The organism is Streptomyces sp. NPDC101194 (assembly GCF_044767885.1).
Taxonomy (GTDB): domain Bacteria; phylum Actinomycetota; class Actinomycetes; order Streptomycetales; family Streptomycetaceae; genus Streptomyces.
In genome coordinates this window covers 1,221,120-1,245,389 of sequence record NZ_JBIWOS010000001.1, presented here as the reverse complement: position 1 = coordinate 1,245,389, position 24,270 = coordinate 1,221,120, and the positions used below count along the sequence as shown (strand labels likewise).

The window sequence follows — 24,270 nt, the reverse complement described above, 5'->3', positions numbered from 1 at the left end:
AGCAATGCGGGCGTGAGATGAGAACACGTAGGACAGCCCCTCTGCCGTGGTGGCGGAGGGGCTGTCGTGGCAATGCGGCCGGGCGGGTCAGGCGGCGGGGGGCTCCGGGGCCTCAGTTGCCGCCGGGGCCTCGATCCCGAGCTCGATGACGATCGTGGCACCGCCCTCGGTGGTGAGGCGCAGCTTGTAGGTGCCCTCGGCGTCGTCCGCGTAGATCTTCGGAAGCTTCAGGATGCCGTCGGCGTCGGTCGCGAGGTCCGTGAGGGTACGGACGGTCTTGCCGTCCTCGTCCTTGAAGTACGGGCCCTTGTCGTTCTCGGCCGGCTCGTCGGCGTCGGTGATCATGGTGGCGGTGACGGCGACCCCGGAGGCGATCGCGCCCTTGTAGGTGGCCTTGACCTCGACGATGTCGGCGAACTCGGTGCCGGGCGCGGCGGTCAGTGCCTTGTCGTCGGTCCTGGCGATCGCGTCGGCCCGTCGGGCGGTGACGGTCGCGGAGTAGGTGACGGCCGGCAGCGAGCGGCCGGTGGCGACGGCCCGCACCGTGAACGTCCCTGTCGTCCCGCCCGCGTTCAGCACCGGGGCGGTGACCGTGCCGTCGGCTCCGGTGAGAAGGGTGACGGCGGTCTTCTTGCCGCTGAAGGTGGCGTCCGTGTCACCGGCGACGGTGAAGGTCACGGACACCTTGGCGAGCGGGCCGCCGAGACTGTTCCTGGCCCGCACCTTGATCCGCTCGGCGAACGCGTCGCCCGCCGTGGCGGTCAGCGGGCCGGTGCCGGCGTTCTCCACACCCGCGAGGGTCTGCGACGGCTCGGGGGTGGGCTTCGGGGTCGGGGTGGTGCCGCCGCCCGGCTTCGAAGGGTTCGGGCTCGGCTTCGGCTTCGGCTTCGGCTTCGGCTTTGTCGTTCCGGACGGCGAAGGGGACGGAGTCGGGCTGCCGGGACCCGGGTCCGTACCGCCGCCGAGGCCGGGCGGGACCGATCCGGTGCCGTCGGGGATCTCGTGGGTGCCGCGCTTGTAGTACTCGAACCAGGAGCGGACCGTACGGAGGTAGACGTCCGAGTGGTTGTAGCTCAGGACCGCCCGGTCGAGATCCGCGGCGACGGACAGATCGCGGGAGCCGGCGCAGAGATAGCGTCCGGCGGCGAGGGCCGCGTCGTAGATGTTGTTGGGGTCCTCGCGGCCGTCGCCGTTGCCGTCCTGGCCCCAGGTCGCCCAGGTGGACGGGATGAACTGCATCGGGCCGACGGCTCGGTCGTGGGTCGAGTCCCCGTCGTACACCCCGTTGTCGGTGTCCTTGATCATGGCGAAGCCCCGGCCGTCGAGGACCGGACCGAGGATCGGGGAGAACGTGGTGCCGTTCGCGTCGACCCTGCCGCCGCGGGCATGACCGGACTCGACCTTGCCGATCGCTGCAAGCAGTTGCCATGGCAGTCGGCAGGCGGCGTCGCTGCCGGCGATCTTCTGTTCGGCCTTCTTGTACGCGGCCAGGATCGAAGCCGGTATGCCCGATTCCGCTCGGCCGGTGACGGGGAGGTTCGTGCTGGTCCCCGGTTTGTCGGGCGTGTTCAGCGGGGGCAGGTCCGTGTAGTACGGCGAATTGCCGGTGGCCGCGCCGCTGTCGGGCGAAGGCGCTGTTCCGGTGGCCTGCGGGTCGCCGCTGTCGCCGACCAGCGGTGTACCGGGGGCTCCTGAGGCCGAGAGCGCCGCCACGGCGACGGCGGCCACGGCGGTGGTGGTCGCCCCCTTGCGAAGTCGGCGACCGAATTGCGCTGCCATACCCCTGGTCCCTCCCCGTCGACGGCTGTCCGCGCTCCCCAGCGCCAGGACTCAGGCGACCCTACGGCAACTTGTGCCGCCGGGACACTGTGCCCTGACCGGTTCTTACCTGTTTTTCACGTTCCCGACAGCAAGTTGTACGGCCGTGGCCCGGCGGAGGCCGGGGGCTCACGCATACTGACCGCCATGCCGTTCACACTCAGTCATGCCGCCGCCGTGCTGCCGGGGATGCGGCGGAACGGGACGGCGCGGGGCCCGCTGCTCGCCTCCGCCCTCGTCGCGGGTTCGTTCGCCCCCGACATGACGTACTACGCGGACACCGCGATCCCCGGTGCCATGGAGTTCGGCCGGGTCACCCACTCGGTGGGCGGCGTGTGCACGGTCGATGTGCTGATCGCGGCGGCGGTGGTGGCGCTGTGGCTGCTGCTGCGCGAACCGCTGGTGGCACTGCTGCCGCAGGCCTGGCAGGGCCGGGTGCATGCCTTCGTGCGGGGGCGACGAAGGACGTGGCGGGTCCGGGACGGCGGGTGGTTCGTGCTGTCGGCGGTCGTCGGGGCCGCCACCCATGTCGTCTGGGACGCCTTCACGCATCACGACCGGTGGGGTGTGCGGCTGGTTCCGGTGCTCGGCGGGAACGTCGGCGGATTTCCGGTGTTCCAGCTGGTGCAGTACGGCAGTTCGGCGGCGGCACTGGCTGTGCTCGCGTGGTTCACGGCATCGGGGCTGCGGCGGGCCGGGGCGCACCCCGTCCCGCCGTCCGTGCCGGTGCTGGGCCGTCGCGGGCGGTGGGCGGTGGGCGTGCTGCTCGGCGTCTGCGTACTGCTCGGCGTCGTGCACCGGTGCGCACGCTGGTATGCGCATTTCCAGCACATCGACACACCGCTGGACATCATCCCGACCGCCTGCTTCGGCGCGGGGGCGGGGTTGGCGGTGGGCCTGGTGCTGTACGGGGTGTGGATGCGGCTGCGGCGTACGCGCGCGTCCGCTCCCCCGGTCGTCGCCGGACGGGCCTGAATCCTCAGGGGCCCGTCCGGAGCCCGGCCCGTCCGGCGTACCGCCGCGGTCAGTGCGCGGCGGACTCCCAGTCCGTACCGACGCCGACCGAGACGTCCAGCGGGGCACGCAACTGCACGGCCGTGGACATCTCGTGGCGGAGAATCTCCTCCACCTGGGCCCGCTCGCCCTCGGCGATCTCCAGGACGATTTCGTCATGGACCTGGAGCAGCATGCGGGACTTCAGCTTCCGCTCGGTCAGCGCCCGGTCGACCTGGAGCATGGCGACCTTGACGATGTCCGCCGCGGTGCCCTGGATCGGGGCGTTGAGCGCCATCCGCTCGGCCATCTCGCGGCGTTGGCGGTTGTCGCTGTTGAGATCGGGGAGATAGCGGCGGCGGCCGAAGACCGTCTCCGTGTAGCCGGTGGCCCTGGCCTCCTCCACCACACGGTGCAGATAGTCACGCACTCCGCCGAACCGCTCGAAGTAGGTGTCCATCAGCCCGCGTGCCTCACCCGCCTCGATGTTCAGCTGCTGGGACAGGCCGAACGCGGAGAGCCCGTATGCGAGTCCGTAGCTCATGGCCTTGATCTTGCGGCGCATCTCCGGGTCGACGGCGGACTTGTCGACGCCGAAGACCTGCGAGGCGACCGTCGTGTGCAGGTCCTCGCCGGAGGTGAATGCCTCGATCAGGCCCGCGTCCTCGGAGAGATGAGCCATCACCCGCAGTTCGATCTGGCTGTAGTCGGCCGTCATCAGCGTCTCGAAGCCCTCGCCGACCACGAAGCCCCGGCGAATGGCCCGGCCCTCGTCCGTACGGACCGGGATGTTCTGCAGGTTGGGGTCGGTGGAGGAGAGCCGGCCGGTCGCCGCCACCGTCTGGTTGAACGTGGTGTGGATACGGCCGTCGGCCGCGATCGTCTTGATCAGGCCCTCGACGGTGACCCGCAGCTTCGCCTGCTCGCGGTGGCGCAGCATGATGACCGGCAGCTCGTGCTCGGTCTGCGCGGCGAGCCAGGCCAGGGCGTCGGCGTCCGTCGTGTACCCGGTCTTCGTCTTCTTCGTCTTCGGCAGGCCCAGCTCACCGAAGAGCACTTCCTGGAGCTGCTTGGGCGAGCCGAGGTTGAACTCGCGGCCGACCGCGGCGTGCGCCTCCTTCACCGCCTGCTGCACCGCACCGGCGAACTGCTGCTCCATGCCTTCCAGATGGGCCCGGTCGGCGGCGATGCCGTGCCGCTCCAGACGGGCCAGCAGAGCGGACGTCGGCAGCTCCATGCCGTGCAGCAGGTCGGTCGCGCCGACCTCCGCCAGCCGGGTGGTGAACGCGTCGCCCAGATCCAGGACCGCGCGGGCCTGCGTCATCAGGGCGTCGGCCTCGGCCCGGTCGTCGGCGCCGAAGGCCAGCTGCCCGTCGGCCGCCGCCGCGGGGGCCAGCTCCCGGCCGAGGTACTCCACCGCCAACGCGTCCAGCGCGAAGGAACGACGGCCGGGCTTGACCAGATAGGCGGCCAGCGCGGTGTCCATCGTGACGCCGTCGACCTGCCAGCCGTGCTCCGGGAAGACCCGCATGGCGCTCTTCGCGTTGTGCATGACCTTCGGCCGACGCGCGTCGGCGATCCAGGCGGCGAACGCCTGCTCGTCGCCCTCGTCGAGCTCCGCCGGGTCGAACCAGGCCGCCGCGCCGCCGGCCGCGGCGAGCGCGACCTCGGTGACCGTGCCGGCACCCACCGCCCATGTGTCGACGGTGGCCACGCCGAGCGGCTGCCCGCCGTGCTCGGCGAGCCAGGGCGCCAGCTCGCCCGCGCCCAGCACCGCGCCGTCCAGCTCGACGCCCGCGGCGGGCTCCGGGGCCTCGTCCTCGGCCGCGCCCGGGTCGACGGCCAGCAGCCGCTCGCGCAGGCTCGGGTTACGGATCTCCAGGACGTCCAGCACACCCGTCACCGCGGTGCGGTCGTACGGCGCGCGCTCCAGGTCCTGCGGGATCTTCGGCAGCTCCACGTCGCGGACCATCTCGGTCAGCCTGCGGTTCATCCGCACCGCGTCCAGGTGGTCCCGGAAATTCTGGCCCGCCTTGCCCTTGACCTCCTCGGCGCGCTCCACCAGTTCGTCGAACGAACCGAACTGGTTGATCCACTTCGCGGCGGTCTTCTCGCCGACGCCGGGGATGCCGGGGAGGTTGTCCGACGGGTCGCCGCGCAGCGCCGCGAAGTCCGGGTACTGCTGCGGCGTGAGCCCGTACTTCTCCTCGACCTTCGCCGGGGTGAAGCGCGTCAGCTCCGAGACCCCCTTGGTCGGGTACAGCACGGTGACGTTGTCCGTGATCAGCTGGAACGAATCGCGGTCACCGGTGACGATCAGCACCTCGAAACCGGCCGCCTCGGCCTGGGTCGCCAGCGTCGCGATGACATCGTCCGCCTCGAAACCCTCGACCGCGAAACGGTCGGCGTTCATCGCGTCGAGCAGCTCGCCGATCAGCTCCACCTGCCCCTTGAACTCGTCCGGGGTCTTCGAGCGGTTCGCCTTGTACTCGGGGAACTCCTCGGAGCGCCAGGTCTTGCGGGAGACGTCGAACGCCACCGCGAAATGCGTCGGCGCCTCATCACGCAGCGTGTTCGCCAGCATCGACGCGAAGCCGTACACCGCGTTCGTCGGCTGCCCCGACCCTGTCGTGAAATTCTCCGCAGGCAGCGCAAAGAACGCCCGGTACGCCAGGGAGTGCCCGTCCATCAGGAGCAGGCGCGGTCGGTTGTCTGCCGTCTTCTTCGATGCCGTCTCAGCCACGCCCCCGATCCTGCCACGGACCACTGACAATCCCGACCGGACGTGACACCCGGCACCTCTGTCGGTGCCGCGTGACAAAATCGCAGGACGAACACATACCGCGTCGATGCGTACGCGCACCGCGCAGGTCCGCAGTCGGCCCGAAGGGGAGCGCACCATGGCCACGAAGCCGCCCGAAGGTGACCCGGTCCAGGACGCGCCGCTGATCGAGCCGGCGCAGCACGCCGCCGCCGGACTGCCGGCCGTGGCCCACAGCCTGCTGATCGCCCAGCAGCAGATGGGCGTGCGGCGCACCGCACAGACCCTCCTCAAGGTCAACCAGAAGAACGGCTTCGACTGCCCCGGCTGCGCCTGGCCCGAGGGTGACAAGCGGCACACCGCGGAATTCTGCGAGAACGGCGCCAAGGCCGTCGCCGAGGAGGCGACGCTGCGCCGGGTCACCCCCGACTTCTTCGCCGCCCACCCCGTCGCCGACCTCGCCTCGCGCAGCGGGTACTGGCTGGGCCAGCAGGGCCGGATCACCCAGCCGATGTACCTCCCCGAGGGCGCCGAGCGGTACGAGGCGGTGACCTGGGAGCGCGCCTTCGGCGTCATCGCCGAGGAGCTGGGCGCGCTCGGCTCCCCCGACGAGGCCCTCTTCTACACCTCGGGGCGCACCAGCAACGAGGCCGCGTTCCTCCTCCAGCTGTTCGCCCGCGAATTCGGCACCAACAACCTCCCCGACTGCTCCAACATGTGCCACGAGTCCTCCGGCTCGGCACTGACGCAGACCATCGGCATCGGCAAGGGCAGCGTCTCGCTGGAGGACCTCCACCGGGCGGACCTGATCATCGTCGCCGGACAGAATCCCGGTACCAACCATCCCCGGATGCTCTCCGCCCTGGAGAAGGCCAAGTCCGGGGGCGCGAAGATCATTTCGGTGAATCCGCTGCCCGAGGCCGGTCTGGGGCGGTTCAAGAATCCGCAGACCCCGCTCGGCATGATCAGGGGCGCCGCGCTCACCGACCTCTTCCTGCAGATCCGTATCGGCGGCGACCAGGCCCTCTTCCGACTTCTCAACAAACTGATCCTTCAGACCCAGGGCGCCGTCGACGAAGCCTTCGTGCGGGAGCACACCCACGGCTACGAGGAGTTCGCCGCCGCGGCCCGCGAAGCCGACTGGGAGCAGACCCTCGCCGCCACCGGCCTCGACCGCGGCGCCGTCGAGGAGGCGCTCGCCATGATCCTGGCCTCGAAGCGCACCATCGTGTGCTGGGCCATGGGCCTCACCCAGCACAAGCACTCCGTGCCGACCATCCGCGAAGTCGTCAACTTCCTGCTGCTGCGCGGCAACATCGGCCGTCCCGGCGCCGGGGTCTGCCCCGTCCGCGGCCACTCCAACGTCCAGGGCGACCGCACCATGGGCATCTTCGAACGGCCCTCGCCCGAATTCCTCGACGCGCTCGACAAGGAATTCTCGATCACCTCACCGCGCCACCACGGCTACGACGTCGTCCGCTCCATCCAGGCACTGCGCGACGGCGACGCCAAGGTCTTCTTCGCCATGGGCGGCAACTTCGTCGCGGCCACCCCCGACACGGAGGTCACCGAGGCCGCGATGCGCCGCGCCCGCCTCACCGTCCATGTCTCCACCAAGCTCAACCGCTCGCACGCCGTGACCGGCACCCGCGCGCTGATCCTGCCCACGCTGGGCCGTACCGACAAGGACGTCCAGGCGAGCGGCAAGCAGTTCGTCACGGTCGAGGACTCCATGAGCATGGTCCACGCCTCGCGCGGCAACCTCACCCCGGCGAGCCCGCACCTGCTCTCCGAGCCCGCCATCGTCGCCCGCCTCGCCCGCGCCGCCCTCGGCCCCGGATCCGCCACCCCCTGGGAGGAGTTCGAGAGGGACTACGCGACGATCCGCGACCGCATCTCACGCGTCGTCCCCGGCTTCGAGAACTTCAACGCCCGCGTCGCCGAACCGGGCGGCTTCACCCTCCCGCACGCCCCGCGCGACGAGCGCCGCTTCCCCACCGCGACCGGCAGGGCCAACTTCACCGCCGCACCCGTGGAATACCCCGAACTACCCGAAGGCAGGCTGCTGTTGCAGACCCTGCGCTCGCACGACCAGTACAACACCACGATCTACGGCCTCGACGACCGCTACCGCGGCATCAAGGGCGGCCGCCGAGTCGTCCTGGTCAACCCCGACGACGCCCGCGCCCTCGACCTCGCCGACGGCGCGTACACCGACCTCGTCAGCGAATGGAAGGACGGTGTGGAACGCCGCGCCCCCGGCTTCCGCGTCGTGCACTACCCGACCGCCCGGGGCTGCGCCGCCGCCTACTACCCGGAGACCAACGTGCTGGTCCCCCTCGGCTCGACGGCAGACACCAGCAACACCCCTGCCAGCAAGTCCGTGGTCGTCCGCTTCGAGAACACCCGGAAAGAGAACACCCACGCGGCGAACGCCCGCGGGGAGAACGTCCAGGGGTAGAAGGGCCGGGAGCGGAACGTCCGGGGAAATCCGCTCCCACAACCCACTAAGCGTTCGCTCAGTCGTCTGATAAGAACGATGCACACAGCAATAAAGCTATGAATCGGACGATCGGAGCCGGCCCATGGGCGAGCACACCGCACCCACATTCCCCCAGGAGATCATCGACGAGTACGCCGCACTCGGCGTCGACCTGCCCGCCCTCTTCTCCGCCGGCCACCTGGGCGAACGCATGGGAGTCACGATCGTCGAAGCCTCCGCGGACCGTGTCGTCGGCACCATGCCCGTCGAGGGCAACACCCAGCCGTACGGACTGCTCCACGGCGGCGCCTCCGCCGTCCTCGCCGAGACCCTCGGCTCGATCGGCTCCATGCTGCACGGCGGCGCGACCAAGCTCGCCGTCGGCGTCGACCTGAACTGCACCCATCACCGAGGGGTACGCAGCGGACTCGTCACCGGCATCGCCACCCCCGTACACCGCGGCCGTTCCACCGCCACCTACGAGATCGTCATCACCGACGAGCACGACAAGCGGGTCTGCACCGCCCGCCTCACCTGCATGCTCCGCGACGCACCGCAGGCCGGCGCCGCCTGACCCGCCGAAACACCTCGCGCAACGCCACCGACACCGCTGCCCGGCCGGACCCCGTTCCGTCCGGGCAGCTCCATTTCCACCCACAACCACCGCCACAAGGAGCACAGTTGAACAATCGATTCAGCCAACTCCCTTGACCTCACTGATCGTTGTGTGGCCCACTCAGCACTCCGGCCACACCGCCGACGCATTCCGCACAGGCAACACCGCGTCGCCACACAGCGCCATATGTAACACTGCGTAACAAGCGTGCCTGGCACACACACACCTTCACGCAGCACTCCGAACCCGGCCTCCGGACGCCGGGCAGTTCGTCGCGCCCACCCGGACCTCTCCCCGACCCACATCGCGCGACAGCACCAAGATCTGCTCAAGCCCCTTAGCAGAGCTGCGCGTTCTCAGAATGCGGTCACTTCACCGACCGGCAAAAAGCCGTACATGTCCGCACAGCCACCTCAAGCCTTCCTCAAGGGCATAACAAGACAGTCACATCCTGCGGCGGACCCATCCCGGACCACCACACCTGCGCCTAGAGTCACCGCCAGTCACCGCGCCGCCGGGCGCGTCTGCAGCACGGCCCTGTACCAACCAGTACGGCCCGGCGAACGACACGGCACCTCAAGCAGAGGAGGCCGCGCCAGGGAAAGGACCTTTCGTGCGACACCGTTCGTTGCTCATCCTCACCACAGTGCTCACCACCGGAGCACTGACACTCACCGCCTGCGGGTCGCGCGACGACAGCAATAACAGCAGCAGCGGCGACACCCAGACCGTCGTCATCGGCGTCGACGCGCCCATCACCGGCGACCTGTCCGCCCTCGGCCTCGGCATCAAGAACTCCGCGGACCTCGCCGCCAAGACGGCCAACAAGGACAAGACCGTCCCCGGCATCAAGTTCGAGGTCAAGCCGCTCGACGACCAGGCCCAGCCCTCCGTCGGCCAGCAGAACGCCCAGAAGTTCATCGACGACGACACCGTCGTCGGCGTCGTCGGCCCCCTGAACTCCGGCGTCTCCCAGTCGATGCAGAAGCCGCTCAACGACGCCGGCCTCACCCAGGTCTCCCCCGCCAACACCGGCACCGAGCTCACCCAGGGCGAGAACTGGAAGACCGGCGACAAGAAGCGCCCCTACAAGACCTACTTCCGCACCGCCACCACGGACCAGATCCAGGGCGCCTTCGCCGCGAAGTACCTCTTCAACAACGCGAAGATCAAGCAGGTCTACCTCATCGACGACCAGAAGCCCTACGGCGCCGGTCTCGCGGCCTCCTTCAAGAACACCTTCACCACCCTCGGCGGCAAGATCGTCGGCAACGACCACGTCAACCCCGACGACCGCGACTTCAACGCCGTCGTCACCAAGGTCAAGAAGTCCGGCGCCAAGGCCGTCTACTACGGCGGCGAGTACCCCGCCGGCGCACCCCTGAGCCAGCAGCTCAAGGACAGCGTCCAGATCCCCCTCATGGGCGGCGACGGCATGTACAGCGCCGACTTCATCAAGCTCAACAAGAAGGCCCAGGGCGACATCGCCACCTCCGTCGGCAAGCCCGTCGAAGAACTCGACTCCGCCAAGAAGTTCATCGCGGACTACAAGACGGCCGGATACAAGGACGCCTACGAGGCCTACGGCGGCGGCACCTACGACGCCACCTGGTCGATCATCGAAGCCGTCAAGCTCGCCGTCGCCGACAACAACGGCAAGGTCCCCGACGACCTCCGCGCCAAGGTCCTCGACGCCATGAGCAAGGTCAAGTTCGACGGTGTCACCGGCCCCGTCTCCTTCGACGAATTCGGCGACACCACCAACACCATGATGACCGCCTACCAGGTCGACGGCGGCAAGTGGACGTCCAAGCTCAGCGAGGCCTACAAGCCGTAACCAAGCTCCCGGTCACACCTCGCTGACCCACCAGACCGCGCGGGAGCGCCACCAGCGCTCCCGCGCGGTGCCATATCCGAACCACTCCACGGAGGCCCTGCGGTGAACGAACTGCCGCAACAGCTGGCCAATGGACTCATCCTCGGCGCGATGTACGGTCTCATCGCGATCGGCTACACGATGGTCTACGGAATCATCCAGCTCATCAACTTCGCCCACGGCGAGATCTTCATGATCGGAGGCTTCGGAGCTCTCACCGTGTACCTCTGGATGCCGGCCGGTGTCTCCCTCCTCGCGATCATCCCACTCATGATCATCGGCGGCGTCATATGCTCCGTCGCCGTCAGCGCCGCCGCCGAACGCTTCGCCTACCGGCCCCTGCGCAACGCACCCAGACTGGCCCCGCTCATCACCGCGATCGGACTCTCCCTCGCACTCCAGCAGGCCATCTGGAAGTGGTACCCCGACGCCAAGAAGGACCGCTCCTTCCCCCAGTTCAAGGGCGAAGCGATCGACATCTTCGGCGCCCACATCCAACGCGGTGACCTCTTCGTCCTCATCACGGCACCCATCTGCATGCTCGCCCTCGGACTCTTCGTCTCCAAGACCCGCTCCGGCCGCGGCATGCAGGCCACCAGCCAGGACCCCGACACCGCCAAGCTCATGGGCATCAACACCGACCGCATCATCGTCATGGCCTTCGCCATCGGCGCCGCGTTCGCCGCCGTCGCCGCCGTCGCCTACGGGCTCAAGAACGGCCAGATCGGCTTCAAAATGGGCTTCATCATGGGCCTCAAAGCCTTCACCGCAGCAGTCCTCGGCGGCATCGGCAACATCTACGGCGCCATGCTCGGCGGAGTCGTACTGGGCGTCGCCGAATCCCTCGCCACCGGCTACATGAGCAACGTCCCCGGCATGGAACTCTTCGGCGGCGGTGCCTGGAAGGACGTATGGGCCTTCGTCCTCCTCATCATCGTCCTGCTGCTCCGCCCCCAGGGCCTGCTCGGCGAACGCGTCGCGGATCGGGCGTGATACGCATGACCACCAACCACACCACCGCGCCCGGACCCGCCGCCTTCCTCCCGGTCCCCGCAGCCGCAGCCCGCATCGGCACCCTCGCAGGCGCCGCCATCGCACTCGCCGGCACCTTCCTCGCCTGGACCTGGACCAGCGAATTCCCCGGCGACCTCACCGTCACCGGCTACCCCGGCGGCCTCCAGGTCCTCACCCTCATCAGCGCCGCACTCACCCTGCTCCTCACACTCTCCGGGTACGGCATCCGAGGCCTCGGCTGGCTCACCCCCGGCGGCACCAACAGCCCCGTCCGCCTCCTGGCACTCGGCACCCTCGGCACCACCGGCTACACCATCGGCGCCATCGCCTACGACCTCGGCGGCGTCGTCAACCTGGAACCCGGCGCCTGGGTCAGCGGCATCGGCGCACTCATCGCCGCCATCGCCGCACTCGGACTCCCCGACGACCAGCCCCACCCCACCACGACCACGGATCCCACCGCCTGGCAGCGCTTCCGCAACAGCCTCGGCGCCCCCGCCGCCGGCCGCGCCGAACCGCTCCCCGCCTGGGCCGAAATCCTCATCATCGCCGTCGCCTTCGGCGCACTCCTCTACGTCTTCAGCTACGGCGTCGACACCAGGTACGCCGAACTCTTCATCGGCTTCCTCATCACCGTCGGATTCGCGTTCACCGCACTCCACCGCGCCGGACTCGTCGCCCGCATCACCACGCTGACCGCGAAACACCGCAACGTCACCCTCGCCGCCGCCCTCGTCGCAGCCGTCTGCTTCCCGTTCACCCAGCAGAAGGAGGAGTACGCGCTCATCGGCGCCAACATCCTCATCTTCGCGACCGTGGCACTCGGCCTCAACGTCGTCGTCGGCCTCGCAGGCCTCCTCGACCTCGGATACGTCGCCTTCCTCGGCGTCGGCGCCTACGCCGCCGCCCTGGTCTCCGGCTCCACCATGTCGGCCATCGGCGTCGAATTCCCCTTCTGGGCCGCCGTACTCACCGGCGCCGGAGCCTCGCTCGTCTTCGGCGTCCTCATCGGCGCCCCCACCCTGCGACTGCGCGGCGACTACCTCGCCATCGTCACCCTCGGCTTCGGTGAAATCTTCCGCCTCACCGTGAACAACCTCAACGGCAACAGCGGACCCGACCTCACCAACGGCTCCCAGGGCATCCCCAGCATCCCCGACCTCAATTTCTTCGGATTCGACTTCGGACTCAAACACGACATCCTCGGCTTCACCCTCGGCAGGTCCGCCAACTACTACCTGCTGATGCTCGTCTTCACCGCCGTCGTCGTCCTCGTCTTCCGTCGCTCCGGAGAATCCCGCATCGGCCGCGCCTGGGTCGCCATCCGCGAGGACGAGACCGCGGCCACCGCCATGGGCATCAACGCCTTCCGGCTCAAGCTGCTCGCCTTCGCCCTCGGCGCCACCCTCGCCGGACTCGCCGGAACCGTCCAGGCACACGTCAACTACACGGTGACACCCGAGCAGTACCAGTTCGCCGGCTCCGTACCGCCGAACTCCGCCTTCCTGCTCGCCGCGGTCATCCTCGGCGGCATGGGAACCCTCAGCGGCCCCCTCGTCGGCGCCGCACTCCTCTACCTCATCCCGGCCAAGCTGCAGTTCATGCAGGACTACCAGCTCTTCCTCTTCGGCGTCGCACTCATCCTCCTGATGCGCCTGCGTCCCGAAGGACTGGTCGCCGACCGCAGGAAGCAACTCGAATTCCACGAGTCCGACCAGCCCGACGTACCGGAACCACGGCAGTCCGAAGAGACCGGCGCCGGCATCGCCAAGGCGGGGGCGTGACCACCATGACCACCACCACGAAAACCGCCACCACCGTCCTCGACGCCAACGGCGTCACCATGCGCTTCGGCGGTCTCACCGCCGTACGCAACGTCGACCTCACCGTCAAGACGGGCGAGATCGTCGGTCTGATCGGCCCCAACGGCGCCGGCAAGACCACCTTCTTCAACTGCCTCACCGGCCTGTACGTCCCCACCGAGGGCCAGGTCAGCTACAAGGGCGCCGTCCTGCCGCCCAAGCCCCACCTCGTCACCCAGGCAGGCATCGCCCGCACCTTCCAGAACATCCGGCTCTTCGCCAACATGACCGTCCTGGAGAACGTCCTCGTCGGACGCCACACCAGGACCAAGGAAGGCCTCTGGTCCGCCCTCCTGCGGCTGCCCGGATTCACCAGGGCCGAGCACGCCAGCCGCGAACGCGCCATGGAACTCCTGGAGTTCATCGGCCTCCAGGACAAGGCCGACCACCTCGCGCGCAACCTCCCCTACGGAGACCAGCGCAAGCTGGAGATCGCCCGCGCACTCGCCAGCGACCCCGGACTCCTCCTCCTGGACGAGCCCACCGCCGGCATGAACCCCCAGGAAACCCGCGTCACCGAAGAACTCATCTTCGCCATCCGCGACCAGGGCATCGCCGTCCTCGTCATCGAGCACGACATGCGCTTCATCTTCAACCTCTGCGACCGCGTCGCCGTCCTCGTCCAGGGCGAAAAGCTCGTCGAGGGCACCTCCGACGTCGTCCAGAGCGACGAACGCGTCGTCGCCGCCTACCTCGGCACCCCCTTCGAAGGCGCCCCCGGCGCCGAAGAAGTCGCCGAGGTCGAAGCCGCCGAAGCAGGCGCCACGAAGACGGCCGACAACGCCGACACCAACAGCACCACTAGCACTACCGGCACCACCGGCACCACCGGCACCACCGGCACCACCGGCACCGAGGAGGAGGACACCCGATGACCGCACTGCTGGAGGTCGAGGATCTCCGCGTCGCCTACGGCAAGATCGAAGCCGTCAAGGGCATCTCCTTCACCGTCGAAGCCGGCCAGGTCGTCACCCTCATCGGCACCAACGGTGCAGGCAAGACCACCACCCTGCGCACCCTCTCCGGGCTCCTCAAGCCCGTCGGCGGCAGCATCGTCTTCGACGGCAAACCGCTCAACAACATCCCCGCCCACAAGATCGTCTCCCTGGGCCTCGCCCACTCCCCCGAGGGACGCCACATCTTCCCCCGGCTGACGATCACCGAGAACCTCCAGCTCGGCGCCTACCTCCGCAACGACAAGGCGGGCATCGAGAAGGACATCCAGCGCGCCTACGACCTCTTCCCCATCCTCGGGGAACGCCGGAAGCAGGCCGCCGGAACCCTCTCCGGCGGGGAACAGCAGATGCTCGCCATGGGCAGGGCCCTCATGTGCCAGCCCAAGCTCCTGATGCTCGACGAGCCCTCCATGGGCCTCTCCCCGATCATGATGCAGAAGATCATGGAGACCATCGTCGAACTCAAGGCCCAGGGCACCACCATCCTGCTCGTCGAGCAGAACGCCCAGGCCGCGCTCTCCCTCGCGGACCAGGGACACGTCATGGAGGTCGGCAAGATCGTCCTCTCCGGCACCGGCGCGGACCTCCTCCACGACGAGTCCGTCCGCAAGGCCTACCTCGGCGAGGACTGACGCACTCGACGTACGGACGAAAGAGGCCCGCATCCCGGATCACTCCGGAATGCGGGCCTCTTCCTTACGGACGCGAACGCCTACTCGCCGTCCTTCGCCGCCCGCTTCTTCTCCTCGGCATCCTCGATCAACGCCTCGGCAAGCTGCTGCATCGACAGCCGACGGTCCATCGACGTCTTCTGGATCCACCGGAACGCGGCCGGCTCCGACAGACCGTAATCCGTCTGCAGAATGCTCTTCGCCCGGTCCACCAGCTTCCGCGTCTCCAGCCGCTGCGCGAGGTCGGCGACCTCCGTCTCCAGCGCCTTCAGCTCCGCGAACCGCGACACCGCCATCTCGATGGCCGGCACCACGTCGCTCTTGCTGAACGGCTTCACGAGATACGCCATCGCCCCGGCGTCACGCGCCCGCTCGACAAGATCGCGCTGCGAGAACGCGGTGAGCATCAGGACGGGCGCGATGGACTCCTCGGCGATCTTCTCGGCGGCGGAGATCCCGTCCAGGATGGGCATCTTCACATCGAGGATGACCAGGTCCGGCCGGTGCTCCCGGGCGAGCTCAACGGCCTTCTGCCCGTCGCCCGCCTCGCCGACGACCGCGTAGCCCTCTTCCTCCAGCATCTCTTTGAGATCGAGACGGATCAGCGCCTCGTCCTCGGCGATGACGACGCGGGTCGTCAGCGGCGGAACGTGCGACTTGTCGTCGTCGGCGGCGGGCTGGGGCGACTCGGGGGCGGTCACGGGGACTCCTCGTTCCAAGGGCAGGTACAGCTCCTACGAGCCTACCTAGCAGCGGACTGGGCGTGTCACCCGGTACACTTTCCGGCAGCAGCCTCGCCGGGTTGGTGGAATGGCATACACGGATGTCTCAAACACATCTGCCCGAAAGGGCTTGCGGGTTCGAATCCCGCACTCGGCACATATGAGACAAAGCGGATGTTCACGTTCTCGTGAACATCCGCTTTTTGCTGCACTCCGTAGCGAATGGTCGCTCATGGTGTTCGTATGAACTTCCACGGACCAGAACTACGGCAGAGGGCGCTCACTCTTCTCCGAGGCGGCGCAAGGAACGCGGACGTGGCGCGGAAGCTGAACGTGCCAGCAGGCACCGTCGGCTACTGGAAGCACATGGACCGCGCCAAACGCGATGAGTGTCCCGGAGCACATCGTTCCTTCTGCCCGCGATGCGACGGAAAGCTGGATCAGCCGGCGTATACATACCTGCTCGGCCTCTACCTCGGCGACGGACACATAATCCAGAACCGTGCCATGCGGACGCCCAGCCTGTCCGTCACCTGCGCCGACTCATGGCCTGGCCTCATGGACCTGTGCGAAGAGGCCATGCGCGCAGTCTTTCCCGAGAACTCCGTATGCAGAGTCCGCCGGAAAGGCTGCCACGAAGTGAAGATGAGCTCGAAACACCTTTGGTGTCTCTTTCCGCAACACGGCCCCGGCAAGAAGCACGAACGCCCCATCATTCTCGAACCCTGGCAGCAGGAAATCGTCGACGCACACCCCTGGGACTTCATCCGGGGCCTGATCCATTCCGACGGGTGTCGAAACATGAACTGGACCACCCGCATCGTGGGTGGCGAGCGCAAGCGCTACGAGTACCCGAGGTACTGGTTCACCAACGTCTCAGACGACATCCGGCAGCTCTACACCGACACTCTCGACAAGGTGGGCGTCGAGTGGAAGCACTGCACGCGCGCGGGCAAAAAGTACAACATCTCCGTCGCCCGACGGGCGTCCGTCACTCTCATGGACGCCCACGTCGGGCCGAAGTACTGAGCACTGAGAACCGGTCTACTTCGGGCTGTCGTCCTCGCCGATGCGGTGCACCCGGACCAGGTTCGTCGAGCCCGGGACCCCTGGCGGGGAGCCGGCCGTGATGATCACGACGTCGCCCTTCTCGCAGCGACCGATCTTCAGCAGCTCCTCGTCGACCTGGGCCACCATCGCGTCCGTCGATTCCACGTGCGGGCCGAGGAAGGTCTCGACGCCCCAGGTGAGGTTCAGCTGGGAGCGGGTGGCCGGGGCCGGGGTGAAGGCCAGGAGCGGGATGGGTGAGCGGTAGCGGGACAGGCGCCTGACCGTGTCGCCGCTCTGAGTGAAGGCGACCAGGAACTTGGCGCCCAGGAAGTCGCCCATCTCGGCCGCCGCGCGGGCCACTGCTCCGCCCTGGGTGCGGGGCTTGTTGCGGTCGTTCAGCGGCGGGAGGCCCTTGGCGAGGATGTCCTCCTCGGCGGCCTCGACGATGCGGGACATCGTGCGGACCGTCTCGACGGGGTACTTGCCCACGCTGGTCTCGCCGGAGAGCATCACCGCGTCCGTGCCGTCGATGACCGCGTTGGCGACGTCGGACGCCTCGGCGCGGGTGGGACGGGAGTTGTCGATCATCGAGTCGAGCATCTGAGTGGCGACGATGACGGGCTTGGCGTTGCGCTTGGCGAGTTTGATCGCGCGCTTCTGGACGATCGGCACCTGTTCCAGGGGCATTTCGACGCCGAGGTCGCCGCGGGCGACCATGATGCCGTCGAAGGCGGCGACGATGCCGTCGATGTTCTCGACGGCCTGGGGCTTTTCGACCTTGGCGATGACGGGGAGGCGGCGGCCTTCCTCGTCCATGATGCGGTGGACGTCCTCGATGTCGCGGCCGCTGCGCACGAAGGACAGGGCGATGACGTCGGCGCCGGTGCGCAGGGCCCAGCGGAGGTCTTCGATGTCCTTCTCGGAGAGGGCGGGGACGGAGACGGCGACGCCGGGGAGGTTGAGGCCCTTGTGGTCGGAGACCATGCCGCCTTCGACGACGGTGGTGTGGACGCGGGGGCCGTCCACCTCGGTGACTTCGAGGGTGACGCGACCGTCGTCGACGAGGATGCGTTCGCCGGTGGTGACGTCGGTGGCGAGGCCGTCGTAGGTGGTGCCGCAGGTGTGGCGGTCGCCTTCCATGGGTTCGACGGTGATGGTGAAGGTGTCGCCGCGTTCAAGGAGTACGGGGCCTTCGCGGAAGCGTCCGAGGCGGATCTTCGGGCCTTGAAGGTCGGCGAGGATGCCGACGCTGCGTCCGGTTTCGTCGGAGGCCTTGCGTACGTGGCGGTACCGCTCTTCGTGTTCGGCGTAGGTGCCGTGGCTGAGGTTGAGGCGGGCAATGTCCATTCCCGCTTCGACCAATGCCTTGATCTGCTCGTATGTGTCGGTGGCGGGTCCCAGGGTGCAAACGATTTTTGCTCGGCGCATGGTTCGACCCTAGACCTTACCTACGGGTAGTGATTTGGCTGCGCGTGACTACCCAACGACCTTTGGATGAAGGGTTATTGACAAGTGTTGAATTGTGCGCCGGGGTGCTCGGATGAGCATTCGTCTCAGAGTTGTGGGGGAGACATGGTGAAGCGGGCGTTCACCTGGGCGTGGACGGTCTGGCGTTGTGGTTCGAGGTCGAGGGCGGTCGGTTCGGTTGTCGCTCCGCCGTAGGCGGCGCGTCCGCGGATGCCGCCGGGTGCGGCGGGCATAGGGACCGCCGGGGCGGTGTTCTCCGCGCCGAGGTCGGCGAGTTCGACGAGGGCGGTGAGCCGGGCGCCGAGGGCGTCGGCGTATTCGCGGGCGCGTTGGACGGCTTCGTGCACGGCTTGGCGGCGGGCGGCCGCGTGGGCGGGTGAGTCGGGGCGCAGGCTCCACCAGGGGCCGTTGACGCGGGTCATGTCGAGGTCGGCGACGCGGGTGGTGAATTCGCCCAGCGCGGTGAAGTCGTTGAGGACTGCGGTGACGTGGACACGTCCGTGGTAGGCACGGATTTTTTCGTCGCGGCCGTGTTTGGTGGGTTCGGGGGTGATGGAGAGTGCGCCGGTTTCGAGTTTTTCGATGGCGGGTCCGTAGGACCGGGCGAGTTCGAGGACGTGGCTGTTGCGGCGGGTGAGGTCTTCGAGGGCGGTGCGGCGGTCCTTTCCGCGGGCGCCGACGGTGATGCCGATGTGGGCGATCTCGGGGTCGACTTCGAGTCGGGCCTCTCCGCGGACGGCGACGCGGGGGTGTTCGGGGGTGCCGTAGGGCGGCGGGGTGTCGGTCATGTGTTCACTGTCGCATCCGGGTAGGACAGCGGGTGGTCATCAGATCGAAACCCGCAGGGGGTGTTGCCGGGTGTTGCTCCTGGGTCATTATCTACGCGCGTTGTGTACTGCGAGAACTGAGATGTGGGAGTAGAAATGCCGCTGAACCGTAGGACGTTCCTGGGCACATCGGCGGCCGCCGGTGCCGGTGTGGCGATCGCCGGAGGCTCCGCCGTACCTGCCGCGGCCCTCGACAAGGGGCAGGGTCATGGGCAGGGGCGTCCGTCGAAGCGGTATTCGTTCACCGTGATGGGCACGACCGATTTGCATGGAAATGTCTTCAACTGGGACTACTTCACCGACCAGGAGTTCGACGACAAGGCGCACAATGACGTCGGCCTGGCGAAGATCTCCACTCTGGTGGACCAGGTGCGCCGGGAGAAGGGCCGCCACAACACCTTGATGATCGATGCGGGTGACACGATCCAGGGCACCCAGTTGTCGTACTACTACGCCAAGATCGACCCGATCACGGCCAAGCGCGGTCCGGTGCATCCGATGGCGCAGGCGATGAACGCGATCGGATACGACGCCGCGGCGCTCGGCAATCACGAGTTCAACTACGGCATCCCGGTGCTGCGGAAGTTCGAGGAGCAGTGCGACTTCCCGTTGCTGGGTGCGAACGCGCTGGACGCGAAGACGCTGCGGCCGGCGTTCGCCCCTTATGTGATCAAGAAGATGCGTACTCCGCACGGTCCGGATGTGAAGGTCGCGATCCTGGGTCTGACCAACCCGGGCATCGCCATCTGGGACAAGGCGAACGTCAGCGGGAAGATGGTGTTCCCCGGTCTGGAGGAGCAGGCGGCGAAGTTCGTGCCGCGGCTGCGTTCCATGGGTGCGGATGTCGTGATCGTCTCGGCGCACTCGGGCACCAGTGGTACGTCGTCGTACGGTGATCAGGTCCCGTACGTCGAGAACGCGGCCGGTCTGGTGGCCGAGCAGGTGCCGGGTATCGACGCGATTCTGGTCGGGCACGCGCATCTGGAGATCCCCGAGTACTTCGTGGAGAACAAGCAGACCGGCAAGAAGGTGGTGCTCTCCGAGCCGTTGAAGTGGGGGCAGCGGCTGACGCTGTTCGACTTCGATCTGGTGTGGGAGAAGGGTCGTTGGGTGGTGGAGAAGGCGGGTTCGCAGGTGCTGAACTCCAACACCGTGGCCGAGGACCCGAAGATCACGAAGCTGCTCATGGACGAGCACAGGAAGGTCGTGGCGTACGTCAATCAGGTCATCGGCACGTCCACGGCGGCGATGACGACGGCGGAGGCGGCCTGGAAGGACGAGCCGATCATCGATCTGATCAACGTCGTCCAGGCGGAGACGGTGAAGGCGGCGCTGGCCGGCGGTGCGTACGCGGCGCTTCCCGTTCTCTCGCAGGCGTCCTGTTTCTCGCGTACGGCGCAGATCCCGGCCGGGAATGTGACGATCAAGGACGCGGCGGGGCTGTATCCGTTCGAGAACACCCTTGAGGCGCGGCTGTTGACCGGGGCGCAGCTGAAGGACTATCTGGAGTTCTCGGCCCGGTACTACGTGCAGACGGCGGCCGGTGCTCCGGTGGACACGTCGAAGCTGACGAACGCGGACAACACTCCGGACTACAACTATGACGCGGTGTCGGGGCTGACGTACGACATCGACATCGCGAAGCCGAACGGTTCGCGGATCGTGAATCTGTCGTTCGAGGGGAAGCCGATCGATCCGGCGGCTCAGTTCGTGCTGGCGGTGAACAACTACCGGGCCAGTGGTGGTGGCAACTTCCCGCACGTGGCGGGTGCCAAGCAGCTGTGGGCGAATTCGGAGGAGATCCGTAACACGATCATCGCCTGGGTGCAGGCGAAGGGTTCGGTGGACGCGGCGCAGTTCGCCTCGGTGGACTGGCGGCTGACGCGTGAGGGTACGCCGGTGTTCTAGGGTCTTTCGTTCGGATCGGGCCGGATCGGCGAGCGGGGTCCGGTGCCGTGGATCGCGAGGCGGAGGAGGGAGTCATGGCGGCGCCATGGCAACCGACGCCGACGCGGCGAGGGGCGGCACCGGGGCACGCGAGCCCGGCGTGATCCGGACGGGAGGTTTGGCCCTGGGGTCCTTCGTTCGGACCGGGCCTGATTCGGAAGGGACTCTCTGGGCACTCGCTTTGTGGCCGACGGCCGTCCTCTCCTTCGGGAGGGGGCGGCCGTTTGCTGTCTGCGTGCGTGTGGCCGGCTTCAGTTGCTCTGGACGAGGGGGACGAGGTCGGGGCTCTGGGGCGTGGGGATGTGTGAGGCCCGGGGTGTGAGGCCGAAGGTGGTGAAGGCGGTGCGTTCGGGGAGAGGGTAGGCGTCGGTGCCGGTGAGGTTGTTGAGGATGGTGGCGCTGCGCCAGGCGGCGAGTCCGAGGTCGGGGGCTCCGACGCCGTGGGTGTGGCGTTCGGCGTTCTGTACGTAGACCTTGCCGGTGACGGCGGGGTCGAGGACGAGGCGGAAGCTGTCGTCGATGCGGGGGCGTGCGGAGGCGTCGCGGCGCATGTAGGGGTCCAGACCGCTGAGGATGCGGTCGAGTGGGCGTTCCCGGTAGCCGGTGGCAAGGACGACGGCGTCGGTGGTGAGGCGGGAGCGGGTGTTCTGCTGGGTGTGTTCGAGGTGGAGTTCGATGCGGGTGTTGGCGACGCGTCCTGCGGTGCGTACGGAGACCCCGGGGGTGAGAGTGGCGTCGGGCCAGCCGCCGTGGAGGGTGCGGCGGTAGAGCTCGTCGTGGATGGCTGCGATGGTGTCGGCGTCGATGCCTTTGTGGAGCTGCCATTGGTGGGGGACGAGTTCGTCGCGTACGGATTCGGGCAGCGCGTGGAAGTAGCGGCTGTAGTCGGGCGTGAAGTGTTCCAGGCCGAGTTTGGAGTACTCCATGGGGGCGAATGCGGGGGTGCGGGCGAGCCAGTGGAGCTTTTCGTGCCCGGTGGGGCGGGCGCGCAGGAGGTCGAGGAAGATCTCGGCGCCGGACTGTCCGGATCCGATGACGGTGATGTGTTCGGCGTCGAGGAGTCCGTCCCGGTGCCGGAGGTAGTCGGCGGAGTGGATGACGGGGACGGATTCGGCTTCGGTGAGGGGTCTGAGGGGTTCGGGGATGTAGGGCTCGGTGCCGATTCCGAGCGCGATGTGGCGGGCGTGGGCGCGGCCGAGGGCTTCGGCTTCGCCGTCCTTGTCGAGTTGGGTGAAGTCGACTTGGAAGAGTCCGCGTTGGTTGTTCCAGCGGATGGCGTCGACCTGGTGGCTGAAGTGGAGGCCGGGGAGCTGGTCGGTGACCCAGCGGCAGTAGGCGTCGTATTCGGCGCGTTGGATGTGGAAACGCTCGGCGAAGTAGAAGGGGAAGAGCCGGTCGCGGCTGCGCAGGTAGTTGAGGAAGGTCCAGGGGCTCGCGGGGTCGGCGAGGGTGACGAGGTCGGCGAGGAAGGGGACTTGGAGGCTGGCTCCGTCGATGAGGAGGCCGGGGTGCCAGTGGAAGGAGGGGCGTTGTTCGTAGAAGGCGGTGGTGAGGGGGTGGGGGGTGGGGGGGATGCCGTGGGCGAGAGCGGCGAGGGAGAGGTTGAAGGGGCCGATGCCGATGCCGACGAGGTCGTGGGGGCGGCGTTTCTCGGGGGTGGGCAGGTCGGTCATCGGGGGGTGTTGCCTTCCGCGAGGTCGTGGGTGAGTCGGTCGACGAGGTCGAGGAGTGTGCGGAGGTCGTCGGGGGTGGTGTGGGGGTTGAGGAGGGTGGCTTTGAGCCAGAGGCGGTCGTCGGTGCGGGCGCGGCCGAGGACGGCGTGGCCTCGGGTGAGAAGGGTGCGGCGGATGGTGGCGACGGTGTTGTCGTCGGCGTCGGTGGGACGGAAGAGGACGGTGCTGATGGTGGGGCGGTCGTAGAGGTCGAGGGTGGGGGTTGTGGTGATGAGGTCGGCGAGTCGGTGGGCGGCGGTGATGGTGCGGTCGATGAGGTCGGCGAGTCCGGTGCGGCCGAGGGCCTGGAGGGTGACGGCGATCTTCAGGGCGTCGGGGCGGCGGGTGGTGCGCAGGGAGCGGCCCAGGAGGTCGGGGAGGCCGGCTTCGGTGTCGTCGGCGGCGTTGAGGTAGGGGGCGTGGTGGTGGAGTGTGTCGAGGCGGGTGCGGTCGGGGACGGCGAGGATGCCTGCGGGTGCGGGTTGCCAGCCGAGTTTGTGCAGGTCGAGGGTGACGCTGTGGGCGCGGTCGAGGCCGTGGACCTTGGTGCGGTGAGTGGGGCTGAAGAGGAGGGGCCCGCCGTAGGCGGCGTCGATGTGGAGTTCGGCGCCGTGGGTGGTGCAGAGGTCGGCGATGTCGTCGAGGGGGTCGATCCGGCCGGTGTCGGTGGTGCCTGCGGTGGCGGTGACGAGCAGGGGGCGGTGGAGTTCGGTGAGGGCTTGGTCGAGTGCGGCGAGGTCCATGACGCCGGCCGGGGCGGGGATGACGAGGGGTTCGGGGAGTCCGAGGAGCCAGGCGGCGCGGGTGATGCTGTGGTGGGCGTTGGCGGCGCAGATGGTCTGTACGGGGCCGTTGCGTTCGCGGGCGAGGAGCAGGGCGAGTTGGTTGGCTTCGGTGCCGCCGGTGGTGATGAGTGCGTCGGGCGAGGGGTGGTGGGGGTAGATCTCGGTGGCGAGTGCGGCGGTGATGTCGGCTTCGAGCGCGGAGGCTGCGGGGGCCTGGTCCCAGGAGTCCATGGAGGGGTTGAGGGCGGAGGCTGCGAGGTCCGCGGCGGTGGCGAGGGCGAGCGGCGGGGTGTGAAGGTGGGCTGCGCAGAGGGGGTGCGCGGGGTCTGCGGCGCCTTCGGTGAGGGCGCCGACGAGGGTGCGCAGGGCGTCGTGGGCGCCGGTTCCGTGGTCGGGGATGGCGGGGTGGGTGGCGGTGCGCATCCTGGGGGTGACGGCGTCGGGTCCGCCGGCGGGGAGGGGGCCGTCGCGTCGGTGGGCTCCGTCCTGGAGTGCGGTGAGGACGGTGTCGATGAGGGGGCGCAGGGCGGCGGGGCCGGTGGTCGAGCCGGCGAGGGGCGGGGTGGGCATGGCGGCGGGGCCCTTCGGGTGCGCACGGGTGGACATGCCAGCTTGTCCGGGTTTTCGGGTGCGCGGCCGTGGAGCTCGGTGATCTGAACTCGAAAGGGGGATGTGGATGGGTCGGGGGGCTGTTGTCGGGAGTCCCGGTGG

General features: G+C 68.3%; 17 protein-coding genes and 1 tRNA gene. 11 read left to right on the top strand and 7 right to left on the bottom strand.

All coding sequences use genetic code 11. From position 1 onward, the window contains the following. Window positions 1–87: 87 nt before the first annotated feature. Entirely contained in the window at window positions 88–1,779 is a 1,692-nt protein-coding gene (locus ACIRP2_RS05450; RefSeq protein ID WP_404246750.1) for a lytic murein transglycosylase, read from the bottom strand. 186 nt (window positions 1,780–1,965) lie between these two features. Between ACIRP2_RS05450 and ACIRP2_RS05445 the strand changes: the two genes are divergently transcribed. Then, window positions 1,966–2,793 (top strand): DUF4184 family protein, encoded by an 828-nt coding sequence (locus ACIRP2_RS05445; RefSeq protein WP_404246748.1) that lies wholly within the window; start codon window positions 1,966–1,968, stop codon window positions 2,791–2,793. Window positions 2,794–2,842: 49 nt separating this feature from the next. Here ACIRP2_RS05445 and polA read toward each other — a convergent pair whose 3' ends face one another. Continuing rightward, window positions 2,843–5,554 carry a DNA polymerase I gene (gene polA / locus ACIRP2_RS05440; protein WP_404246746.1) on the bottom strand — a complete coding sequence of 904 codons (2,712 nt, stop codon included), beginning with the start codon at window positions 5,552–5,554 and terminating at the stop codon, window positions 2,843–2,845. A gap of 157 nt (window positions 5,555–5,711) precedes the next feature. Between polA and ACIRP2_RS05435 the strand changes: the two genes are divergently transcribed. The 7 genes from ACIRP2_RS05435 (at window position 5,712) to ACIRP2_RS05405 (ending at window position 15,010) form a co-directional block, all read left to right on the top strand. After that, a complete protein-coding gene (locus tag ACIRP2_RS05435; RefSeq protein WP_404246744.1) occupies window positions 5,712–8,033 on the top strand; it encodes an FdhF/YdeP family oxidoreductase in 2,322 nt (773 codons plus the stop codon). 124 nt (window positions 8,034–8,157) lie between these two features. Beyond that, window positions 8,158–8,628: a PaaI family thioesterase gene (locus ACIRP2_RS05430; RefSeq protein ID WP_404246742.1), complete on the top strand. Its 471-nt coding sequence runs from the start codon at window positions 8,158–8,160 to the stop codon at window positions 8,626–8,628. Window positions 8,629–9,298: 670 nt separating this feature from the next. Beyond that, window positions 9,299–10,507 (top strand): branched-chain amino acid ABC transporter substrate-binding protein, encoded by a 1,209-nt coding sequence (locus ACIRP2_RS05425; RefSeq protein WP_404247191.1) that lies wholly within the window; start codon window positions 9,299–9,301, stop codon window positions 10,505–10,507. A 102-nt stretch (window positions 10,508–10,609) separates the two neighbouring features. Then, the gene (locus tag ACIRP2_RS05420; RefSeq protein WP_351081541.1) at window positions 10,610–11,539 is read left to right on the top strand and encodes a branched-chain amino acid ABC transporter permease; all 930 of its coding nucleotides are present in this window, start codon (window positions 10,610–10,612) and stop codon (window positions 11,537–11,539) included. A 5-nt stretch (window positions 11,540–11,544) separates the two neighbouring features. Then, window positions 11,545–13,344 carry a branched-chain amino acid ABC transporter permease gene (locus ACIRP2_RS05415; RefSeq protein ID WP_404246740.1) on the top strand — a complete coding sequence of 600 codons (1,800 nt, stop codon included), beginning with the start codon at window positions 11,545–11,547 and terminating at the stop codon, window positions 13,342–13,344. A gap of 5 nt (window positions 13,345–13,349) precedes the next feature. Beyond that, window positions 13,350–14,297 (top strand): ABC transporter ATP-binding protein, encoded by a 948-nt coding sequence (locus ACIRP2_RS05410; RefSeq protein WP_404247189.1) that lies wholly within the window; start codon window positions 13,350–13,352, stop codon window positions 14,295–14,297. After that, a complete protein-coding gene (locus ACIRP2_RS05405; protein ID WP_404246738.1) occupies window positions 14,294–15,010 on the top strand; it encodes an ABC transporter ATP-binding protein in 717 nt (238 codons plus the stop codon). The genes ACIRP2_RS05410 and ACIRP2_RS05405 overlap by 4 nt, the downstream gene beginning before the upstream one ends. Window positions 15,011–15,090: 80 nt before the next feature. On the opposite strand, the gene ACIRP2_RS05400 is transcribed toward ACIRP2_RS05405, so the two are convergent. Then, window positions 15,091–15,750 (bottom strand): ANTAR domain-containing response regulator, encoded by a 660-nt coding sequence (locus ACIRP2_RS05400; RefSeq protein ID WP_404246736.1) that lies wholly within the window; start codon window positions 15,748–15,750, stop codon window positions 15,091–15,093. Window positions 15,751–15,845: 95 nt separating this feature from the next. Between ACIRP2_RS05400 and ACIRP2_RS05395 the strand changes: the two genes are divergently transcribed. Both ACIRP2_RS05395 and ACIRP2_RS05390 read left to right on the top strand, forming a co-directional pair. After that, window positions 15,846–15,928, top strand: a tRNA-Leu gene (locus ACIRP2_RS05395). 86 nt (window positions 15,929–16,014) lie between these two features. Then, window positions 16,015–16,800 (top strand): helix-turn-helix domain-containing protein, encoded by a 786-nt coding sequence (locus tag ACIRP2_RS05390; RefSeq protein ID WP_404246734.1) that lies wholly within the window; start codon window positions 16,015–16,017, stop codon window positions 16,798–16,800. Window positions 16,801–16,815: 15 nt separating this feature from the next. On the opposite strand, the gene pyk is transcribed toward ACIRP2_RS05390, so the two are convergent. After that, a complete protein-coding gene (pyk, locus tag ACIRP2_RS05385) occupies window positions 16,816–18,249 on the bottom strand; it encodes a pyruvate kinase (protein WP_404246732.1) in 1,434 nt (477 codons plus the stop codon). Between the two features lie 125 nt (window positions 18,250–18,374). After that, window positions 18,375–19,076: an SIMPL domain-containing protein gene (locus tag ACIRP2_RS05380; protein WP_404246730.1), complete on the bottom strand. Its 702-nt coding sequence runs from the start codon at window positions 19,074–19,076 to the stop codon at window positions 18,375–18,377. A 135-nt stretch (window positions 19,077–19,211) separates the two neighbouring features. On the opposite strand from ACIRP2_RS05380, the gene ACIRP2_RS05375 reads away from it, so the two are divergent. Continuing rightward, the gene (locus ACIRP2_RS05375) at window positions 19,212–21,023 is read left to right on the top strand and encodes a bifunctional metallophosphatase/5'-nucleotidase (protein ID WP_404246728.1); all 1,812 of its coding nucleotides are present in this window, start codon (window positions 19,212–19,214) and stop codon (window positions 21,021–21,023) included. 290 nt (window positions 21,024–21,313) lie between these two features. On the opposite strand, the gene ACIRP2_RS05370 is transcribed toward ACIRP2_RS05375, so the two are convergent. Both ACIRP2_RS05370 and ACIRP2_RS05365 read right to left on the bottom strand, forming a co-directional pair. After that, window positions 21,314–22,735, bottom strand: coding sequence for a lysine N(6)-hydroxylase/L-ornithine N(5)-oxygenase family protein (locus ACIRP2_RS05370; protein WP_404246726.1), 1,422 nt, complete (start codon window positions 22,733–22,735; stop codon window positions 21,314–21,316). Next, window positions 22,732–24,129 (bottom strand): pyridoxal phosphate-dependent decarboxylase family protein, encoded by a 1,398-nt coding sequence (locus tag ACIRP2_RS05365; protein WP_404247187.1) that lies wholly within the window; start codon window positions 24,127–24,129, stop codon window positions 22,732–22,734. The genes ACIRP2_RS05370 and ACIRP2_RS05365 overlap by 4 nt, the downstream gene beginning before the upstream one ends. Window positions 24,130–24,270 lie beyond the last annotated feature (141 nt).